18 protein-coding genes are annotated in these 17625 nt (G+C 73.0%); 11 read left to right on the plus strand and 7 right to left on the minus strand.

Translation table 11 applies throughout. The features are described 5' to 3' along the window. Positions 1-9 precede the first annotated feature (9 nt). From BLV02_RS23725 to BLV02_RS23735, 3 genes are read right to left on the minus strand one after another with little or no spacing between them, the layout of a single operon-like run. Complete coding sequence (locus tag BLV02_RS23725) at positions 10-1053, minus strand: alanine racemase (protein WP_069109321.1); 1044 nt, start codon at positions 1051-1053, stop codon at positions 10-12. 4 nt (positions 1054-1057) lie between these two features. Then, positions 1058-2197 (minus strand): lipid II:glycine glycyltransferase FemX, encoded by a 1140-nt coding sequence (locus BLV02_RS23730; RefSeq protein ID WP_069109320.1) that lies wholly within the window; start codon positions 2195-2197, stop codon positions 1058-1060. A gap of 40 nt (positions 2198-2237) precedes the next feature. Continuing rightward, positions 2238-2846 carry a YceI family protein gene (locus BLV02_RS23735; RefSeq protein ID WP_069109319.1) on the minus strand — a complete coding sequence of 203 codons (609 nt, stop codon included), beginning with the start codon at positions 2844-2846 and terminating at the stop codon, positions 2238-2240. Between the two features lie 76 nt (positions 2847-2922). Here BLV02_RS23735 and BLV02_RS23740 point away from each other — a divergent pair, with 76 nt between their 5' ends. Next, entirely contained in the window at positions 2923-3429 is a 507-nt protein-coding gene (locus BLV02_RS23740) for a MarR family winged helix-turn-helix transcriptional regulator (RefSeq protein ID WP_069109318.1), read from the plus strand. A gap of 51 nt (positions 3430-3480) precedes the next feature. Here the strand turns inward: BLV02_RS23740 and BLV02_RS23745 are convergent, their stop codons facing one another. Then, a complete protein-coding gene (locus BLV02_RS23745; RefSeq protein ID WP_069109317.1) occupies positions 3481-4269 on the minus strand; it encodes a deoxyribonuclease IV in 789 nt (262 codons plus the stop codon). A 175-nt stretch (positions 4270-4444) separates the two neighbouring features. Here BLV02_RS23745 and BLV02_RS23750 point away from each other — a divergent pair, with 175 nt between their 5' ends. The 10 genes from BLV02_RS23750 (at position 4445) to BLV02_RS23795 (ending at position 10828) form a co-directional block, all read left to right on the plus strand. Further along, positions 4445-4870, plus strand: coding sequence for a hypothetical protein (locus BLV02_RS23750; protein ID WP_069109316.1), 426 nt, complete (start codon positions 4445-4447; stop codon positions 4868-4870). Positions 4871-5050: 180 nt separating this feature from the next. After that, positions 5051-5341 (plus strand): 30S ribosomal protein S6, encoded by a 291-nt coding sequence (rpsF, locus tag BLV02_RS23755; RefSeq protein WP_069109315.1) that lies wholly within the window; start codon positions 5051-5053, stop codon positions 5339-5341. 12 nt (positions 5342-5353) lie between these two features. Beyond that, positions 5354-5884, plus strand: a complete 531-nt coding sequence (locus tag BLV02_RS23760; RefSeq protein WP_069109314.1) for a single-stranded DNA-binding protein — start codon at positions 5354-5356, stop codon at positions 5882-5884. 125 nt (positions 5885-6009) lie between these two features. Then, positions 6010-6246 carry a 30S ribosomal protein S18 gene (gene rpsR, locus BLV02_RS23765; protein WP_026877935.1) on the plus strand — a complete coding sequence of 79 codons (237 nt, stop codon included), beginning with the start codon at positions 6010-6012 and terminating at the stop codon, positions 6244-6246. Between the two features lie 14 nt (positions 6247-6260). Beyond that, positions 6261-6707: a 50S ribosomal protein L9 gene (rplI, locus tag BLV02_RS23770; protein WP_069109313.1), complete on the plus strand. Its 447-nt coding sequence runs from the start codon at positions 6261-6263 to the stop codon at positions 6705-6707. A 142-nt stretch (positions 6708-6849) separates the two neighbouring features. Next, entirely contained in the window at positions 6850-7428 is a 579-nt protein-coding gene (locus BLV02_RS23775; protein WP_069109312.1) for a TetR/AcrR family transcriptional regulator, read from the plus strand. Positions 7429-7451: 23 nt separating this feature from the next. Continuing rightward, a complete protein-coding gene (locus BLV02_RS23780; RefSeq protein ID WP_083288231.1) occupies positions 7452-8699 on the plus strand; it encodes a sensor histidine kinase in 1248 nt (415 codons plus the stop codon). Then, positions 8696-9346, plus strand: coding sequence for a response regulator (locus BLV02_RS23785; protein WP_216093978.1), 651 nt, complete (start codon positions 8696-8698; stop codon positions 9344-9346). The genes BLV02_RS23780 and BLV02_RS23785 overlap by 4 nt, the downstream gene beginning before the upstream one ends. Positions 9347-9420: 74 nt before the next feature. Continuing rightward, on the plus strand, positions 9421-10518 hold the full coding sequence (locus BLV02_RS23790) for a hypothetical protein (RefSeq protein ID WP_083288230.1): 1098 nt from the start codon (positions 9421-9423) through the stop codon (positions 10516-10518). Between the two features lie 4 nt (positions 10519-10522). Next, the gene (locus tag BLV02_RS23795; RefSeq protein WP_069109311.1) at positions 10523-10828 is read left to right on the plus strand and encodes a thiamine-binding protein; all 306 of its coding nucleotides are present in this window, start codon (positions 10523-10525) and stop codon (positions 10826-10828) included. Here the strand turns inward: BLV02_RS23795 and gad are convergent. Genes gad through BLV02_RS23810 form a run of 3 tightly spaced genes read right to left on the minus strand, consistent with a single transcriptional unit; the run spans position 10822 to position 17613 of the window. Continuing rightward, a complete protein-coding gene (gene gad / locus BLV02_RS23800; RefSeq protein WP_069109310.1) occupies positions 10822-12195 on the minus strand; it encodes a glutamate decarboxylase in 1374 nt (457 codons plus the stop codon). The two genes, BLV02_RS23795 and gad, sit on opposite strands and share 7 nt — an antisense overlap. A 57-nt stretch (positions 12196-12252) precedes the next feature. Beyond that, positions 12253-14235, minus strand: coding sequence for an ABC1 kinase family protein (locus BLV02_RS23805; protein WP_069109309.1), 1983 nt, complete (start codon positions 14233-14235; stop codon positions 12253-12255). A 36-nt stretch (positions 14236-14271) separates the two neighbouring features. Next, the gene (locus BLV02_RS23810; protein ID WP_069109308.1) at positions 14272-17613 is read right to left on the minus strand and encodes a S8 family peptidase; all 3342 of its coding nucleotides are present in this window, start codon (positions 17611-17613) and stop codon (positions 14272-14274) included. Between the last annotated feature and the right edge of the window lie 12 nt (positions 17614-17625).

The raw sequence follows: 17625 nt of genomic DNA on the forward strand, positions 1-17625 counted from the left end.
CTCTGGCCGTTAGTCCCAGGCGAGGGCGTCGAAGGACGTCGTGGTGAAGCGGACCTCGACGTCGAGTTGGTCGCCGACGGTGGGCGGCTCGACGTCGGCGGGGAGCCAGATCATCGAGCACTGCATGTGCGGCGGCTCGGCGAACCAGCGCTGCTTGCCGGCGACGCGGAAGGGCGACAGCGACCGTCCGCCCGCCTCCAGCCCGCCGCGGGCCAGCGCCGTCGCCCGCTGCCGCAGCGAGCTCGCCGCGACCGGGGCCTGCAGCGCCACCCCGTGCGCCGTGCCGCCCGCGACCACCACGACGGCGCCGTCGCGGCGGGCCCGGCGCTGCCGGTAGCCGTACGTCTCGCCGCGCCGCACCCGGTGCACGTCCAGCACCGTCGCCCGGGGGGTCAGCCCGGAGCGGTCGCCGAGCCAGAGCGCCGTCGCCACCCGCAGCCGCACCTCGGCGTCGGTGTCGCGGCCGACGGCCGCCGCGCGCTCGGCGCCCAGGTGGCTCGCCCAGACCGTCCGCGCCGCCGTCGGGACCGCCTCGAACGCGCGCCGGGCCAGCGTCGTCGCCTCGGCGGTGTGGTCGCCGGCCAGCGGCAGGTGCAGCGCGAACCCCTCGAACCGCACGTCGTCGAGCAGCTTCGCCGTCTCGGCCAGCTCGCCGGGGTCGATGCCGTGCCGTCGCATGCTCGTCAGCACCTCGACGACCACCCGCGGCCGGGCGGCGCCGGCGGCCAACTGGCGCAGGTCCTCGAGCCGCGAAACGGTGTGCACGACACGGTCGTCGCCGACGGCGCCGGCCAGCCACGGCCGCCACGGCGACAGCACCAGTAGGTCACCGCCGAACTCGGGGCCGACGGCGGGCAGCTCGTCGTAGGTGCCGACGGCGAGCGTGGCCACCCCCAGCCGGGCCGCCTCGGCCGCCAGCACGGCGTTGCCGAAGCCGTAGCCGTTGCCCTTGGTGACGGGGACGACGGTGACGCCCGCGGCGGAGGCGTCCTGGACGTAGCGGCGCACCCGGCCGCGCCACTGGTCGGCGGCGATGTGCAGGGTCAGGGACACGCGGTCAGCTCCGGCGCTTCATGTAGAGGTCGAAGGCGGAGTAGAGGACCCGCGAGATCGGCAGGTCCCACTCCCCGACGTACTCGACCGCGTGGCCGCCGGTGCCCAGCTTGAACCGGATGAGGCCCGCGTGCGGGTCGTCCTCGGACAGCGTGTCGGTGATGCCGCGCAGGTCGTAGACGGCGCACCCCTCGGCCAGCGCGTCGCGCATCATGCGCCACTGAATCGCGTTGGAGCCGCGGACGTCGCGCTTGGTCGTCGTCGAGGCGCCGTAGGAGTACCAGGCGTGCGTGCCGACGCGGGTCATGGTGGCCGCCGCGACGAGGTCGCCCTCGTGGTGCGCCAGGTAGAGCCGCAGCCGCTCCGGCGCCTCGCCCGTCATGGCCGCCCACATGCCCTCGAAGTACGACAGCGGGCGCGGCGTGAACGCGTCGCGCTGGGCGGTCTCGGCGTAGATGCGGTGGAACTCCGGCAGGTCGGCGACGGTGCCGAGCGAGACGACGACGCCGGACTTGTCGGCCTTCTTGATGTTGCGTCGCCACAGCTGGTTGAAGCCCTTGAGGACGTCGTCCTCGGACCGGCCCTCGAGCGGCAGCTGGAACACGTGCCGCGGCTGGCCGGCGGCGAAGCCGTCGACCTCGGCCGGCGGGCGCCAGCCCAGCGCCGTCAGCTGCTCGGCCAGCGCGGTGCCCGTGGCGGTGGTCTCGTCGGCAGGGACGTCGCGCAGCCGGGCGACGCCGGGGTCGGCCAGGGCGCTCTTCAGGGTCGCGTTGGACCAGCGGCGGCCCACCACCCTCGGCCCCATGCGCAGGCCGAACGCGCCCTGCGCCTTCACGTGCTCGACCAACGGGGCGAGCCAGCGCTGGAGGTCGCCGACGGCGGAGATGCCGTCCCAGTCGATGCTCGGGCCCTCGGGGACGTAGGCGAGATAGCGGCGCACCCGCGGCGCTTTGCGGTACAGCACCAGCGCCACCCCGACCAGCTTGTCGCCGTCGAACCAGCCGACGGAGCGGGACCGCCAGTCGCGCTTGACCACGCCCCACGCCGGTGTCTGGAGGAAGCTGACGGAAGGCCGTTCGGCGATCGCGGCGAGATGCTGGTCGCTCGTGATCTCTCGGACGGTGAGGGCGGAGGAGCGTGTCACGGGGCGAGGGTACCCGGTTCGCGTGCGGACCCGAGAACGATCACGAACGTCCGGGAGTGTCCGGTTGTGCCGGGCGGGTGAACTCGGCGTCGATCTCCAGCACGACCGTCTTGCCGATCAGCACCCCGCCGGTCTCGAGGGCGCGGTTCCACGTGAGGCCCCAGCGTTCGCGGTCGATCTCGGTGCGCGCGCTGAGCCCGACGACCTGCGCCCCCCACGGGTCGAAGCCGACGCCGTCGAAGCTGGCCCGGAACTCCACCGGCCGCGTGGTGCCCCGGATGGTGAGGTCGCCGGCCAGCACGAACTCGTTGCCCTCGACGTGCGCGATGGTGGTGGACCGGAAGGTCAGCTCCGGGTGCTCGGCGACGTCGAAGAAATCGGGCGAGCGCAGCCGCTGGTCGCGGTCGTCCTCGCCGGTGGACAGGCTGGCCGTGCCGACGACGACCTCGACCTGCGACGCGGTGGGGTCCTCGCCGAGGGTCAGCGTCGCCCGGACGTCGTCGAAGCGGCCCTTGATCTGCGTGAGCATCAGGTACCGGACGGCGAACGTCACGTCGGCGTGCTCGGGGTCGAGCGTGAAGACGCCGGCGGCCGGCACCGTCAGCCCGTTCCACGGGTGCACGTTGCGGGCGATGTGTGCCTCGGCCATGGCCTGCCCTTTCTCTGACAAATGTGCGTCAACATTCAATATTTTGCGCCGTCAACCATTGTTAGCATCAGCATCTATGGCGACGACGCGAATCATCGACGACGACCGGCTGACCGCCGTCGGCCTGCTCGTCGAGGTGCACCGGGGGCTGACCAACAAGTTCGCCGCCCGCCTGGGCCGCCACGGCCTGTCCGAGAACGAGCTGGAGATCCTGCTGCGGCTGGGTCGCACGCCCAACTGCCAGCTGCGCATGAGCGACCTCGCCGCGCAGACCAGCCTGACCACCAGTGGCGTCACCCGCGTGGTCGACCGGCTGGAGCGGGCCGGCCTGGTGGTGCGGGCCAGCTGCGACACCGACCGCCGCGGCACCTGGGCCGTCCTCACCGACACCGGCCTCGAGCGGGTCACGGCCGCCGTCGCCGACCACATCGAGGACGTCGACCGCTGGTACACCGGCCTGCTGACGCCGGAGCAGCTGCAGGCCCTGACCGAGGCCCTGCGCATCGTCCGCGACACCGTCCGGCCCGAGGCCGTCGCCGGCGTGGCGGAGGCGGCCCGGGCGCGGCCGCACGTGGACGCCTGACCGGTCGGCAGGCCCCCGCCCACCTCGAACTGGCGCGCCGACGCATGGCCGCTAGCGGGTCTTGACGTGGTCGAGGAGGTAGGCGACGTCGGCCGCCTGGCCCTCGGCCGGCGTCTCGACGATGGCGTCGGTGCCCGCCGCCTCGATGACCGCGACGATGGCCTCGCCGCCGATGCTGCCGGTGCCGATGGTGGCGTGGCGGTCGGCGCCGGAGTCGAACGGGTCGCGGCTGTCGTTGGCGTGCACGAGGTCGATGCGCCCGGTGATGGCCCGCGTCTTCTCCACCATGTCCTCGGGTGCGATGCCGGCCGAGAACGCGTGGCAGGTGTCGAGGCAGAACCCGAACCCGAACTCGCCGACGGCGTCCCACAGCGCGGCCAGCCGGTCGAGCTTGCGGGCCATGGCGTAGTCGCCGCCCGCGGTGTTCTCGATGAACACCGGCACCTTCGCGTCGAGCTGCTCGGCCGCCTTGCGCCAGTTGTCGACGCCGGTCTGCGGGTCGTCGCCCTTCAGCACGTGGCCGCCGTGCACCACCAGCCCGGCCGCGCCGACCTGCGCCGCGACGTCGACGTGCTGCTGCAGGATCTTCCGGCTCGGGATGCGGATGCGGTTGTTCGTGGTGGCGACGTTGACGACGTACGGCGCGTGCACGTACACCGTCAGCCCCGCCGCCTCGGTGTCGGCCTTCAGCGCCTCGGCTCCGCCTGGGTACGCCAGCTTCGGCGCCTTCCAGTCCTGCGGGTCGCCCAGGAAGATCTGCACCGCGCCGGCCCCGGTGGACTTCGACGTCGAGATGGGATCGCCCAGCTTCACGTGGGCTCCGATGCGCTGCTCAGCCATGCCACAGAACGCTACCGCTTGCCGCCGACAGCTTCTCTTGCTCGTCGGCCGAGGGTGCGGGCCGCTGTGCGCGCGCCAGTAGGGATGCCCATCGCCCACCACCGGCGCACGCCGTCGCCCTTCGCCCGGCCTCCACGCGCGATGGCCGCTGCGGTCGTCCTCGTAGGGTGCAGGGGTGAGCGGCGAATCCAGTTGGCGGGAGCGGCGGGGTGACGTCGTCCGGGCGCAGGCCGAGGCGCTGGCGCGCAAGCAGGCGGCCGAGACGGAGCGGGCGAAGGAGATCGTCGCCGAGTTCGTCGCGGCCATGACGTCCGCCGGCATCGCGCCGGGGCCGTTGCGGGCGCGCGCCGCCGACGGCGCCGTCCGGTACAAGACCGGGCTGCGCGGCTGGTACGTCCGCCGCAACCAGGCGATGGCGGTCGGCGAGGACGGCGGGTTCTACCTGATGGACGTGCCCCGGTCGGCACGGTCGCGGCTGGCCGGCGTGCGCATCGCGCCGTCCGATCCGCCGCTGCAGGTGGGCGTCGGCGCCCGGGACGGCGAGTCGATGCCGCTGGAGCGGTTGCTGCGGCAGCGGCTGGAGGCCGGGACCGATTTCTGACGGTTCGTGAGCGCAGGTCAACCCCTGTGGATGACGGAATCGGCGTTTCGGCTCAACGCTGGTAACCTTGCCTGCGGCCTGGTCGTGCACGGACCTGTGTGCATCCGACCGGGCCATCGACGTTCAGCCCTCCTGCCACGGAGAGACCGTGGCCGCGAAGACCACAGGAGGTGATCCGGCATGCGTCGCTATGAGGTCATGGTGATCCTGGACCCCGAGTCCGAGGAGCGCACCGTGCAGCCCAGCCTCGAGCAGTACCTCGGGGTCGTACGTGAGGCCGGTGGCTCGGTCGAGAAGATCGACATCTGGGGCCGCCGCAAGCTCTCGTACGAGATCAGCAAGAAGAGCGAGGGCATCTACGCGGTGCTCGACGTCACGTGCGAGGCCGACACCGTGGCAGAGCTCGACCGCCAGCTCGGACTCTCCGAGACGGTGCTGCGTACCAAGGTCGTTCGGCCGGAAGCCCACTGAGAGGGACCACCCATGGCAGGCGAGACCGTCATCACGGTCGTCGGCAACTTGACCGACGACCCTGAGCTGCGCTTCACGCCCAGCGGCGCCGCGGTCGCGAACTTCCGCGTCGCGTCCACGCCGCGCACGTTCAACCGGCAGACCAGCACGTGGGAAGACGGCGATCCGTTGTTCCTGTCGTGCTCGGTGTGGCGCCAGGCGGCCGAGAACGCCGCCGAGTCGCTGCAGCGCGGTATGCGGGTCGTCGTGACGGGCCGGCTCAAGCAGCGCTCGTACGAGACCCGCGAGGGTGAGAAGCGCACGGTCATCGAGCTCGACGTCGACGAGATCGGCCCGAGCCTGCGCTACGCCACGGCCAAGGTCACCCGGACCCAGCGGTCCGGCGGTGGCGGCGGCGGTTTCAGTGGCGGTGGCCAGCCCTCCGGCGGTGGCAACGACCCGTGGGCCACCCCGTCCGGCGGCGGTGCGCCGCAGCAGGGCGGCGGCGGCAACGACCCCTGGGGTGCGCCGGCCGGACCCTCGTCCGACGAGCCCCCGTTCTGATCACCAGGTAATCAGCGTTCCGGGGCGGCTCTGGAGGCCACCCCGTTCGGGAACGCGCCCGTCAACCCATCCCGGTCAGCCGCGGCCAGCGAGGCGACCGGGCTCCCCGAAGGAGGAGCACCACGATGGCAAAGCCCCCGCTGCGCAAGCCGAAGAAGAAGGTTTGCGCCTTCTGCAAGGACAAGGTCGACTACGTCGACTACAAGGACACCTCGCTGCTGCGCAAGTACATCTCCGACCGCGGCAAGATCCGGGCCCGTCGCGTCACCGGCAACTGCACGCGCCACCAGCGCGACGTCGCCACGGCCATCAAGAACGCCCGCGAGATGGCGCTGCTGCCGTACACCTCGACGGCTCGCTGAGGGGAGAGGACGCCATGAAGCTGATTCTCACCCAGGAAGTGCCGGGGCTCGGTGCCGCCGGCGACGTCGTCGAGGTCAAGGACGGCTACGGCCGCAACTACCTCGTGCCGCGTGGCTTCGCGATCGCGTGGACCAAGGGTGGGCAGAAGGAGATCGACTCCATCCGCCGCGCCCGCTCGGCCCGCGAGTTCGCCGACCTCGACTCCGCTCGCGCGGTCAAGGCCCAGCTCGAGGGCACGGCCGTGAAGCTGGTCGCCAAGGCCGGCGACTCCGGTCGCCTGTTCGGCGCCGTCACCTCGGCCGACATCGCGACGGCCGTCACGGCGTCCGGTGGCCCGGCCATCGACAAGCGCCGCATCGAGGTGGGCAGCCCGATCAAGACGGTCGGCACCCACAGCGTCACGGTGCGGCTGCACCCCGAGGTCGCGGCGAACGTCGCGCTCGAGGTCGTCCCGGCCTGAGATACGTCTCACCGGAGGCCCGCGCGCCGGCAGCAATGCCGGCTCGCGGGCCTTTCGTGCATTCGCACCAGGCCGTTGACGTGGAACCTTTCCCGCATCTGGGTACGTTCACTGCACGACCCCCCCACGATGACGGAGCCCCATGCTCGACCGAGACCCTCGCAGCACGCGAACGCGCATCCAGAACGTCGCGCTGGAGCTGTTCGCCGAGCAGGGCTACGACAAGACGTCGCTGCGCGAGCTGTCCGAGCGTCTCGGCATGACGAAGTCGTCGCTCTACTACTACTTCAAGAGCAAGGACGACATCGTCCAGAGCCTGGTCGACGACCTGCTGACGGCGGTCGACGAGGTGGTCGACTGGTCCCGTGGCCAGCAGCCGACGGCCGAGAGCCGGCGCGAGCTGATCGAGCGGTACGCCAAGGCCATCCGCGGGCAGGGCACGCCGCTGCTGCGGTTCCTGATGGAGAACCAGCCCGCGCTGCGCATGCACGCGTGCGGCGACGCGCTGAGCCGGCGCATGCGGGTGCTGCTCGACTTCGTCGTCGACCCGCACGACCCGCTGCCGGTGCAGCTGTGCGGGCGCATGGCGTTCTTCGCGCTGCACGGCGCCCCGATGATCATGACCGACGCCGAGGCGACCACGGACGAGATCTTCGACGCCGCCTGCGCGGTCGCGCTGTCGATGCTGCCCGACGACGACGGCGAGCGCCCGCTGGTCTGACGGCGCCTGCGACAATCGGGGGCGTGGGAGCGCTCCGGACCATCGTCGCGCCGCTCGCCGGGCGCCGGTTGGTCCGCCGGGGCGTGCATCTGCTGCTCGGCGGCGTCATCGTGCTGCCGTACGTGCTGCTGATCGTCGCGTTCGTGCAGTTGTTCACCGAGCCGGGCACGCCCTATGTCCCGGCCGGGGTGCTGGCGGCGGTCACGTTCGTCATCGGCACGGTGCCGCCGTTCCTGCCGGCGATGCGGGCGCTGGAGATCACCGCGACCCGCGGCCTGCTCGACGTCGACCTGCCCGATCCCGCCGCCGATCCGCCGTGGGAGAGCCGGCTGTTCGGCGCCGGCTGGTACGTGCTGCACCTGCTCAGCGGCGGCGTGGCGATGGCTGCGGTGCTGTTCTCGGCCCCGACTGCGGTGCTGCTGGTGGTGCGCGGGCTGGGGCTGGACGACGGTGCCGGCATCGCCGGGCTGGCGCTGCTCGACGACGTCGGCGGGGTGTGGGCGGTGCTGGCCGGCCTCGGGCTGGTCGTCGCCACGGCGTACCTGGTGGCCGGGCTGGGCGCGTTGCTGGCGTGGTTCGCGCCGCTGCTGCTGGGCCCGTCGCCGGCCGAGCTGCGGCTGGCCATGGAGGCGCAGGCGCAGGAGTTCGCCGAACGCAACCGGCTGGCCCGCGACCTGCACGACTCCGTCGGTCACGCCCTGACGGTGACGACGCTGCAGGCGGCGGCCGCGCGCCGGGTCCTCGACACCGATCCCGAGTTCGCCCGCCGTGCGCTGGTCGCGGTCGAGGAAGCCGGCCGGGCCGCCATGGAGGACCTCGACCACGTGCTCGGTGTGCTCCGCGCGGGCGGCACGGCCCCGGACGACGCCGCGTCGCCGCAACGCACGTTGGCCGACCTGCCGCGACTGATCGACGACACCCGGACCACCGGCATGGACCTGGAGGCGACGGTCGACGGCGACCTCGCCGCCGTGCCGCCGGCGCTGTCGCGCGAGGCGTACCGCATCGTGCAGGAGGGCCTGACGAACGCGGCCCGGCACGCGGCGCACGTGCCGGTCCGGCTGCGGGTGGCCGCGACGGCGGACGGTCTGGACATCGACGTGTCGAACCCGCTGCCCGACGGCGCGCCGTTGTCGCCGCGGGCCAACGGTGGCCGCGGGCTGCGCGGCATGCGAGAGCGCGTGCGGTTGCTGCGCGGAGACCTGTCCGCGCAGGCCGCGGACGGGGAGTGGCGGGTGCGGGTGCACCTGCCGGGGCGGGAGGGCCGGTGACGGACGAGATCACGGTGCTGCTGGTGGACGACGAGCCACTGGTGCGGGCGGGCCTGCGGGCCATCATCGACGCCGAGCCGGACCTGCGCGTCGTCGACGAGGCGGCCGACGGCGCGGAGGTCGGGCCGCTGGTGACGCGGTCGCGACCGGACGTCGTGCTGATGGACGTGCGGATGCCCGCGGTCGACGGCATCCAGGCGACGCGGCTGCTCAGCCGCCGCGACGACGCGCCGCGCATCCTCGTCGTCACGACCTTCGAGAACGACGACTACGTGTACGAGGCACTGCGCGCCGGTGCGCACGGGTTCCTGCTCAAGCGGGCCCGGCCGGAGCAGATCGTGCAGGCCGTCCGGACGGTGGCCCGCGGCGACTCGCTGCTGTTCCCGGCCGCCATCCGTGGCCTGGCCGCGTCGCACGGCGGCAACGGCGGCGACGCGCTGGCCGGCGCCGGGCTGAGCGAGCGGGAGGCCGAGGTGCTGCGGCTGATGGCGGCCGGCCGGTCCAACGCCGAGATCGCCGCCGAGCTCGTCGTCGGCATCGAGACGGTGAAGACGCACGTCGGCAACGTGCTCACCAAGCTCGGCGTCCGCGACCGCACCCAGGCCGTCATCGCTGCCTACGAGTCCGGCTTCATCAGCCCTCGTTGATTCACCCTGGCGAGGGAGGCGGTTCACCGGGCGGCGGGAGGCCGCGGCCGTCGTCCACGGGCGAAGGTCGAGACATGAACTCGACGACGATGACGGCCGCGGAGCGTGGCCCGGCCCGCACCGGTGTGCTGCGCCGCTGGCCCGAGTGGGCGCCGTGGGCCGCGACGCTGTGGGCGCTCGGCTACGGGCTGACGGCGCTGGGCTGGACCCTCACCGGCGCCGGCTTCCCGGTGGGACGGGCCGACCCGGACCGCCAGATGTCCCTGCTCGGCGGTGTGCCGGCCGACGTCGGTGCGCCGTTGTTCGCGGCGGTCGCGCTGGCCGCCGCCGGCACCGGGGCCGTCATGGCCCGGTACCGTCCCGGCGCACCGGTGCCGCGCTGGTGGCGGCGGTTCGCCGTCGGGTTCGGCGGTGCGCTGACGGTGGTCCTGCTGGTGGTCGTGCCCGACACCCGCATCCTGGCCGTCGCCGGGTATCTGCCGATGATCCTGGTCAAGGCGCCGTTCGACGCGGAGATGCGGGGACAGGTCGGCGACGCGCTGGGCGTCGAGCACCTGCACCAGGTGATCGCGCTGGCCGGCGGGTTCCTGTGGGCGGCCGCGACCGTCGCCTACGCCCGGCGCACGGTGGGCAGCTGCGCGCGCTGCGGGCGTCCGGACCGGTCGGCGACGGTCGCGGCGGTGCTGCGCTGGGCCCGTCCGGCGGTCTACGTGGCGGCGGCGATCCCGGCGCTGTACGCCGTCACCCGGTGGATCTGGGTGGCCGGCGTCCCGCTGGGCATCGACGCGCAGGTGCACGAGGAGGGCATGGCCGACGGCTCGCTCTGGGCCGGCGCCTGGCTGGCGTCGTTCGCGCTGGTGGGGACGGTGCTGACGCTCGGCCTGGTGCAGCGGTGGGGCGAGGTGTTCCCGCGCTGGATCCCGGTGTGGCGTGGCCGCCGGGTGCCGGTCGGGCTGGCCGTCGTCCCGGCGTCGGTGGTGGCGGTGCTCGCGACCTCGGGCGGGCTGGGGCTGATCCGGGTCGGCCTGTCCGACAACCTGATCACCAGCGACGACTGGGCCGCCGTCGGGCCGGCGCTGCTGTGGCCGGTGTGGGGCGTGGCGCTGGGCTGGGCGACGCTGGCGTACTGGCTGCGCCGCCGCGGCCGCTGCGCCGACTGCGGCCTACGATGACGGCATGCTCATCGCGTTCTCCGTCGCACCGTCCGGCACCGGCGAGTCCGTGTCCGAGGCGGTGGCCGACGCCGTCGCCGTCGTCCGTGCCTCCGGGCTGCCGAACAGCACCGACTCCATGTTCACCACCATCGAGGGCGAGTGGGACGAGTGCATGGACGTCGTCAAGCGCGCCTGCGAGGCGGTCGGCCGGCACGGCCACCGCGTCAGCCTGGTGCTCAAGGCCGACATCCGGCCCGGCCACACCGGCGAGATCACTGGCAAAGTCGACCGCCTCGAGGCGGCGCTGGCGCGCAAGCAGGCTCAGTAGCCGGTCCCCGACTTCACCCGGCGGCGCTCGCGCTCGTGCAGCCCGCCCTTCGCGTCCAGCGTCGTGCACGCGTGCGCGAGGTCGTCGGCCAGGGTGTCGGCCAGGGAGCGGCCGAGGGTCTGCTTCACCAGCGCCCGCATGATCGTGACGTGCTCGGCGTTCGGCGGCAGTGAGTAGGCCGGCAGCATCCAGCCGTGCTCGCCGGCCAGCTGACCGGCGACGTCGAACTCGTCGTAGTCGTGCTCACCGGTCAGCCGGAACGCCACCAGCGGCAGCTGCTCGGCGTCCGGGTGCCCGACCAGCTCGAAGTCGCCGGCGTCGACGATCCGCTCGGCCAGAGCCTGCGCGTTGGTCTGCATCGTCTGCATGATCGCGCGGTAGCCGTCGTGTCCGTAGCGCACGAAGTTGTAGTACTGCGCGAGCACCATGCTGGCGTTGGTGGAGAAGTTCAGCGTGAACGTCGCGTCCTTCTTGCCCAGGTAGTTCTCGTAGAAGACGAGATCCTCGGCGAGGTCGTCGTCGCCGCGGAACACCAGCCAGCCGATGCCCGGGTAGACCAGCCCGTACTTGTGCCCGGACACGTTGATCGAACGCACCTGCTCGAGCCGGAAGTCCCACTTCGTGTCCGGATAGAGGAACGGCCACACGAACCCGCCGCTGGCCGCGTCGACGTGCAGCGGGACGTCCAGCCCCTTCTCGTCGCGCAGCCGCACCAGCAGGTCGTTGATGCCGGAGATGTCGTCGGAGTGCCCGGTGAACGTGGTGCCGAGCACCGCCGCGACGCCGATGGTGTTCTCGTCGACGTGCGGCTCGACGTCGCTCGGGCCGATGGTGAGGCGGTCCGGGCGCAGCGGGATGATCCGCGGCTCGACGTCGAAGTAGCGGCAGAACTTCTCCCAGACGACGTGGACGTCGCCGCCGAACACCAGGTTCGGCCGGTCGGTGCTCTGCCGCGCCGCCTCGCGCCGCTGCCGCCACTTCCACTTCAGCGACAGCGCGCCGAGCATGATCGCCTCGGACGAGCCCTGCGTGCGGGTGCCGGTGGTCGGGCCGGGCGCGTGGAAGAGGTCGGCCAGCATGCGGATGCAGCGCTGCTCGATCAGCGCGGTCTGCGGGTACTCGGCGTGGTCGATGTAGTTGCGGTGCAGGTTGTCGGCGATGACGCGCTGCGCCTCCGGCTCCATCCACGTCGTCACGAACGTCGCGAGGTTGCGCATCGGGATGCCGTCCAGCACCAGCTCCTCGCCGACCAGTCGCAGCGCGTCGACGGCCGGCATGCCCTGCTGCGGCAGCCGGTCGTCCGGCGCTGGTCGCTGCAGGAACGTGTTGCCGTAGCGGTCGTCGTAGGTGTCCGGATGCGTGACCATGCCCCGACGCTAGGAGCCGTGCGCCGCCGCGGATTCACCCGGAACGGATGAGAACGCTCAGCCGCGGCGGAAGATCTGGGCCAGCACCCGCAGCGCCAGGATCGCGCTGATCACCAGCATGTTGTAGCCGATCAGTTCGTACAGCCCGACGTCCTCGGTGAGCTGTGGCCCGCTGCCGGTGCCGATCAGCAGCACGGCCATGATGCCGGTGGTCGCGGCGAGGAAGGTCAGCAGCACCTCGTGCAGCATCGTGGTCAGCACGGCGCGGTCGCGTTCGTCGGCGAGCAGCCTGATGTTGATGCCCAGCCGGCCGTGCTCGGCGGCGCTGGCGATGCGCTCGACGCGGCGCGGCAGCCGGCGCAGGATCGGCAGCAGTGCGGCCAGCTCCTCGGTGACGGCGCGCTTGAGATGCTCAGGCCCGTACTGCTCCTCGACGTAGCCGCTGGCCAGCGAGCGGGCGCTGCCGATGAGGTCGAACCGTGGCGTGAGTCGCGTCAGCGTGCCTTCGGCCGTCGCCAGCGCGCGGAACACCGCGGCGATCTCCGGCGGGATGGCCAGGCCGTGGTCGGCGACCACCCGGAACAGGTCGCCGAACATCCGGACCCCGGTGCTGGGCGTGCCGGACGTGTGCCGGGCCATGAACCGGCCGATGTCGCGCTCGAGTTGCTGCTGGTCGATCTCGTCCGGCCGCGGCACCAGTTCCAGCAGCGCGTCGCTGACGGCGAGCGGGTCGCCCCGGTCGACGCCGACGAGCAGCCGTTGCAGCGCGTCGCGCAGGGCGCCGTCGAGCCGTCCGACCGAACCGAAGTCGAGCAGCCCGAGCCGGCCGTCGTCGAGCAGGAAGATGTTCCCGCCGTGCGGGTCGGCGTGGAAGATGCCGTCGAGGACGATCTGGCGCAGCAGGCAGTCCAGCAGGGTCGTCGCGAGCGCGTCGCGGTCGAAGTCGTGCTGCCGGATGACGACGTCGGCGCGGTTCAGCGGCGTGCCCTGCAGGCGGTCCATCACCAGCACCCGCTCGGTGCACAGCGCGAGGTGCGGCTCGGGCAGGACGACGTCGGGCTGCCGGCTCGGCGCCGTGGCCACGGCGGTGATGTTCTCGGCCTCGATGCGGTAGTCGAGCTCCTCGCGGATCGCCTCGGCCAGGCCGGCGGCCAGCGGGCGGACGCCCATGCGGCGCCCCCACCGGGTGCCCGACTCCAGCCGGGCGGCCAGCCGTGCGGCGATGTCGAGGTCGCGCTCGACCACCGGCCGGATGCCGGGCCGCTGCACCTTGACGACCACCTCGGCGCCGCTGTGCAGCCGGGCGAGATGCACCTGGCCGACGGACGCGGCCGCCAGCGGCTCGCGGTCGAACTCGGCGAAGACGTCCTCGACCGGCGCGTTCAGCTCCGCGACGATGACCTTCTCGACGTCCGGCCACGGCACCGGTGTGGCGTCGTCCTGCAGCCGGGCCAGCTCGTCGGCCACCTCGGCCGGCAGCACGTCGCGGCGGGTGGCGAGGATCTGGCCGAGCTTCACGAACGTGACGCCGCCCGCGTTCAGGGTGTTCGTCAGCGCCCGGCCCAGCTGGGACCGTCCGGACGGCACGTCCAGGGCGCGGTCGCGGGTGCCGCGCAGGTACGACCCGAGGCCGTGCCGCATCGCGATGCCGATGATCTGCCAGTACCGCCGGGTGCGGCGCAGCCGGCCCAGCAGCCCGCGGCCCCACACCAGCGCCGGCGGCAGCGAGCCCATCGGCACGAACGCCTCGATGACCACGAGGAACGCCATCGACGCGAGTACCGTCAGCACGCTGCCCAGCAGCGCGAACCAGAAGACGACCCAGCCCTCGCCCTCGCGAGGGATGCCCTGCGGCGACAAGGTGAACTGGCCGAGCAGCGCGTACATGATCAGCGGCCCGACGATCATGGCGAACGCGCCGGTCAGCAGCAGCCGGAACAGCCCGAGCCGCACGCCCAGCAACCGCTGCGCGATCAGCCCGAAGACCAGCGCCGTCAGGATCGAGAAGGTCGCGACGATCGGGAACGTCAGTACATCCACGGCCGCCAGTGTTCCAGGCCGATCCCGAGCCCGCCCTCAGACGACGCCGTAGAGCCGTTGCGTCCACTGGGTGACGCCGACGCCGTTCGCGTCGGTCAGCTCGACCTTGACCGAGACGTACCCGCCGGCGGCCGGCCGGTTGTCGACGGTCGCGACGACGGTGTCGCCGTCCAGCGTCGCGGGCACCTCGGCCCAGGTCTCGCCGTCGTCGTAGGACACCCAGGCGGCGGCGCCGGTGAGCGCGCCGTGCTCGTACGACGGGGTCGCCTCGACGCCGACCTCGACGCGGTAGCCGTCCACCGCGGCGGCCCGGTTCTGCGCGTCGACCTCGACGTCGTACGTGGGGAACAGCAGCGGCAGCGCGCCGGCGTCCGCCGCCGACGACGTGAACCGCCAGCTGGTCTGGGTGAACAGCGGCGACGCCCAGGTCGAGTGGCCGCGGTCGTACCGGACGAGGTCGTAGACAAGCTCGAGGTCGGTCGCGGCGGCTGGGACGTCCCACTGGCCCTGGCCGTAGAAGCCCCACGCGCCGAGCGACTCGCCGCCGGCGAACAGCTCCATGCTGCCGAGGTCGTTCAGCCCGTTCCACGCGAAGTGGCCGGGCTGGCTGTCCGCCCACGCGGGGAGGTTGGTCCAGATGAGGTTGCCGATGCGGCCGGACGGGTCGTACGTGCCCAGCGCGTCGGCCGGGACGGCGGGCCGCAGCCCGGCGCCGTACCAGGTCTCGGCGGTGGTGCTGCCGGGGTCCAGCGGCCTGGTCGCCGACGACATCGGCGTGCCCCAGTACCACATCGTGCCGTCGGGGTGGACGACCGTCTGGCGCACCGGCACGTCCGCGGTGACGTACGACCTCCGGGCGCCGGGCGCGTCGAACTGGATGACGTCGCCGAGCGGGACGAACGCCTCCCGCTGGGTGCTGTAGGCGTCGAGGTACTGCGCGTACCGGTCCGGCCCGCCGGGCGTGTTGTACGTCGAGTCGATGCGGGCCAGCCGGTCCTGCTCGACCCGGTGGTTGACGTCGCGCGTCGTGATCGCCCCGGTGTGCGGGTAGACGAGGTGGTAGTCGGTGCCGCCGTCGGGCGTCGTGTAGAGCCACGACTCCGTCACGTCGAAGGCGCCGCGCTCCACGTCGGCCATCCGGCCCAGGTACAGGGTGTCCATGCCCTCGCGGAAGTAGCGGGTGTTGGACAGGATCCAGTTGTCGACGATCCGGGCGTACGACACGCTGCCGCTGTGCATCCGCATCGGCTGGTCGGTGCGCACCTTCACCGGCAGGGCGCGGCGGGCGTCCAGCGTCACGGTGCGATCGCGCAGCAGCTGCAGCTCCGGCTCGGCCAGGAACGCCGCCTCGGTGACCTGGAACGTCTCGGGGTCGATGACGGCGACGGTCGAGGCGATCGAGTACGTGCCTGCGCGCAGCCGCAGCGTGACGTTCTCGCCGTCGAGGCTGATGCGCTGCGCGGCGATGCTGTCCAGGTCGAACACGTCCAGCGTGCTGCCGTCGCCGGCCGGCTTGCCGTCGCGGCCGAGCACCCGGAAGGTGACCTCGACCTGCTGCGGCTCGGCGTAGGCGCCGATGGGGGTGACGACGGTGGCGTCGCCGTCGCGCGCGACCAGCCGGAGGCTGACGGCGCCGTAGTGCCCGTAGTCGAGGACCGACGGGTCGAACGTGACGGGCAGCGCGGCGGTGCCGCCGGCCGGGACCGTCAGCGTCGTGGCCCCGAGCGTCGTCGCGTCGTCGGGCAGCGCGGCGCCGTTCTCACCGCGGGCGTCCAGGGTGAACGTCAGCGTCGCGTCGGCGCCGCCGGTGTTCGTGTAGACGACGTCGGTGGTGACCGCCTCGGACGGCTCGTGCGGCCAGGCCAGCGTGCCGAGATCGACCGTGCCGGGCCCGCTGAGCTGCACCGTCGCCGCCTTCGCGACGTCGAGGATGCCGGCGCCCTGGTCGTAGACGTCGGTGTCGTTGTCCGGGCGGACGGTGCTCTGCAGGGCGGCCTTCACCTGCTCGCCGGTCCAGTCCGGGTGCGCCTGACGGACGACGGCCGCGGCACCGGCGACGTGCGGGGTCGCCATCGACGTGCCGCTCATGTTCGTGTACGCGGCGTCGCCGCGGCCGCCCGCGCGGGCGGCCGTGATGTCGACGCCCGGCCCGGCGATGTCGGGCTTGACGGCGCGCGTCACCGCCACCGGCCCGCGGCCGGAGAAGCTCGCCGTCGCGTCGTCGAGGTCGACCGCGGCGACGGTCAGCGCGCTGGCGGCGCAGCCCGGGCTGGTGACGGTCTCGGCCGGGCCGCCGAGGTTGCCGGCCGCGATGACGAACAGCGTGTCCGACGCCGCCGACAGCGCGTCGACCGCCTGCACCATCGGGTCGTCGCAGGCGCCCAGCTCGTTGTTGCCGAGGCTCATGTTGACGACGTCGGCGCCCTGCTCGACAGCCCACTCCATGCCGGCGATGATCCACGACAGCTCGCCGAAGCCGTCGTCACCGAGCACCTTGCCGACCAGCAGGCCCGCGCCCGGCGCGACCCCGCGGTGGCTCCCGCCCGACGCGGCGCCGGAGCCGAGCACCGTCGACGCGACGTGGGTGCCGTGTCCGTCGCGGTCCACGGTGTCGGGGCTGCCGGTGAAGTTCTCGGCCGCGACGAGCGCCTCGGCCACGTCCGGGTGCTCGGCGTCGATGCCGGTGTCGAGAACGGCGACGGTGCTGCCGGCGCCGTCGAACCCGGCCGCCCACGCCTCCGGCGCGCCGACGTAGGGAACGCTCTCGTCCAGCACCGGCGCGACCCGTGCGTCCAGCCAGATCTTCTCCACCTGCCGGCCGAACGCCGTCGGCTGCGGCACGACGGCGTTCCAGACGGACTCGGTGGCGTCCTTGTCCGCGTCGAGGACGTCGGCGCCGATCGACGGCAGGCTCGCCGTCCGCTCCGTCCCGTCGGGGAGGGCGGCGCCGCGGGAGGATGCGGCGCCGCCGGCATAGGTGACGATCAGCGGGATGCTGCCGGTCGACGCGTCGTCCAGGCCCTGCTCGACCAGCCCGGTGACGTTGAACAGCTGCCGGTCGACGCGGTTCTCGGCCAGCGACTGCTCGGCCGACGCCGGGATGACGTACACGTCGTCGCCCTCGGTGCGGACGTCGTAGCCGCCGGGATCGTCGGACTGCACCCGCACGGCCGGCGCGTCGCCCCGTCCGTACGTCAGCACGGCGACATCGCCGGTGATCAGCGTGACGGTGCGGACGCCGCCGGCCTCGACCCCGTCCGGGAGCTGCGGCAGCGGCGTCGCCGGCGGGTCGTCCGCGGGCGCGGCGGCCTGGCCGGACAGGGGGAGGGTGGCCAGCGCGAGGGCCAGGGCGGCGGCGGTGCGGCGGAGGGCAGGCACGGTTCGGCCCCG

Source organism: Jiangella alba (genome assembly GCF_900106035.1).
Classification (GTDB): Bacteria; Actinomycetota; Actinomycetes; order Jiangellales; family Jiangellaceae; genus Jiangella; species Jiangella alba.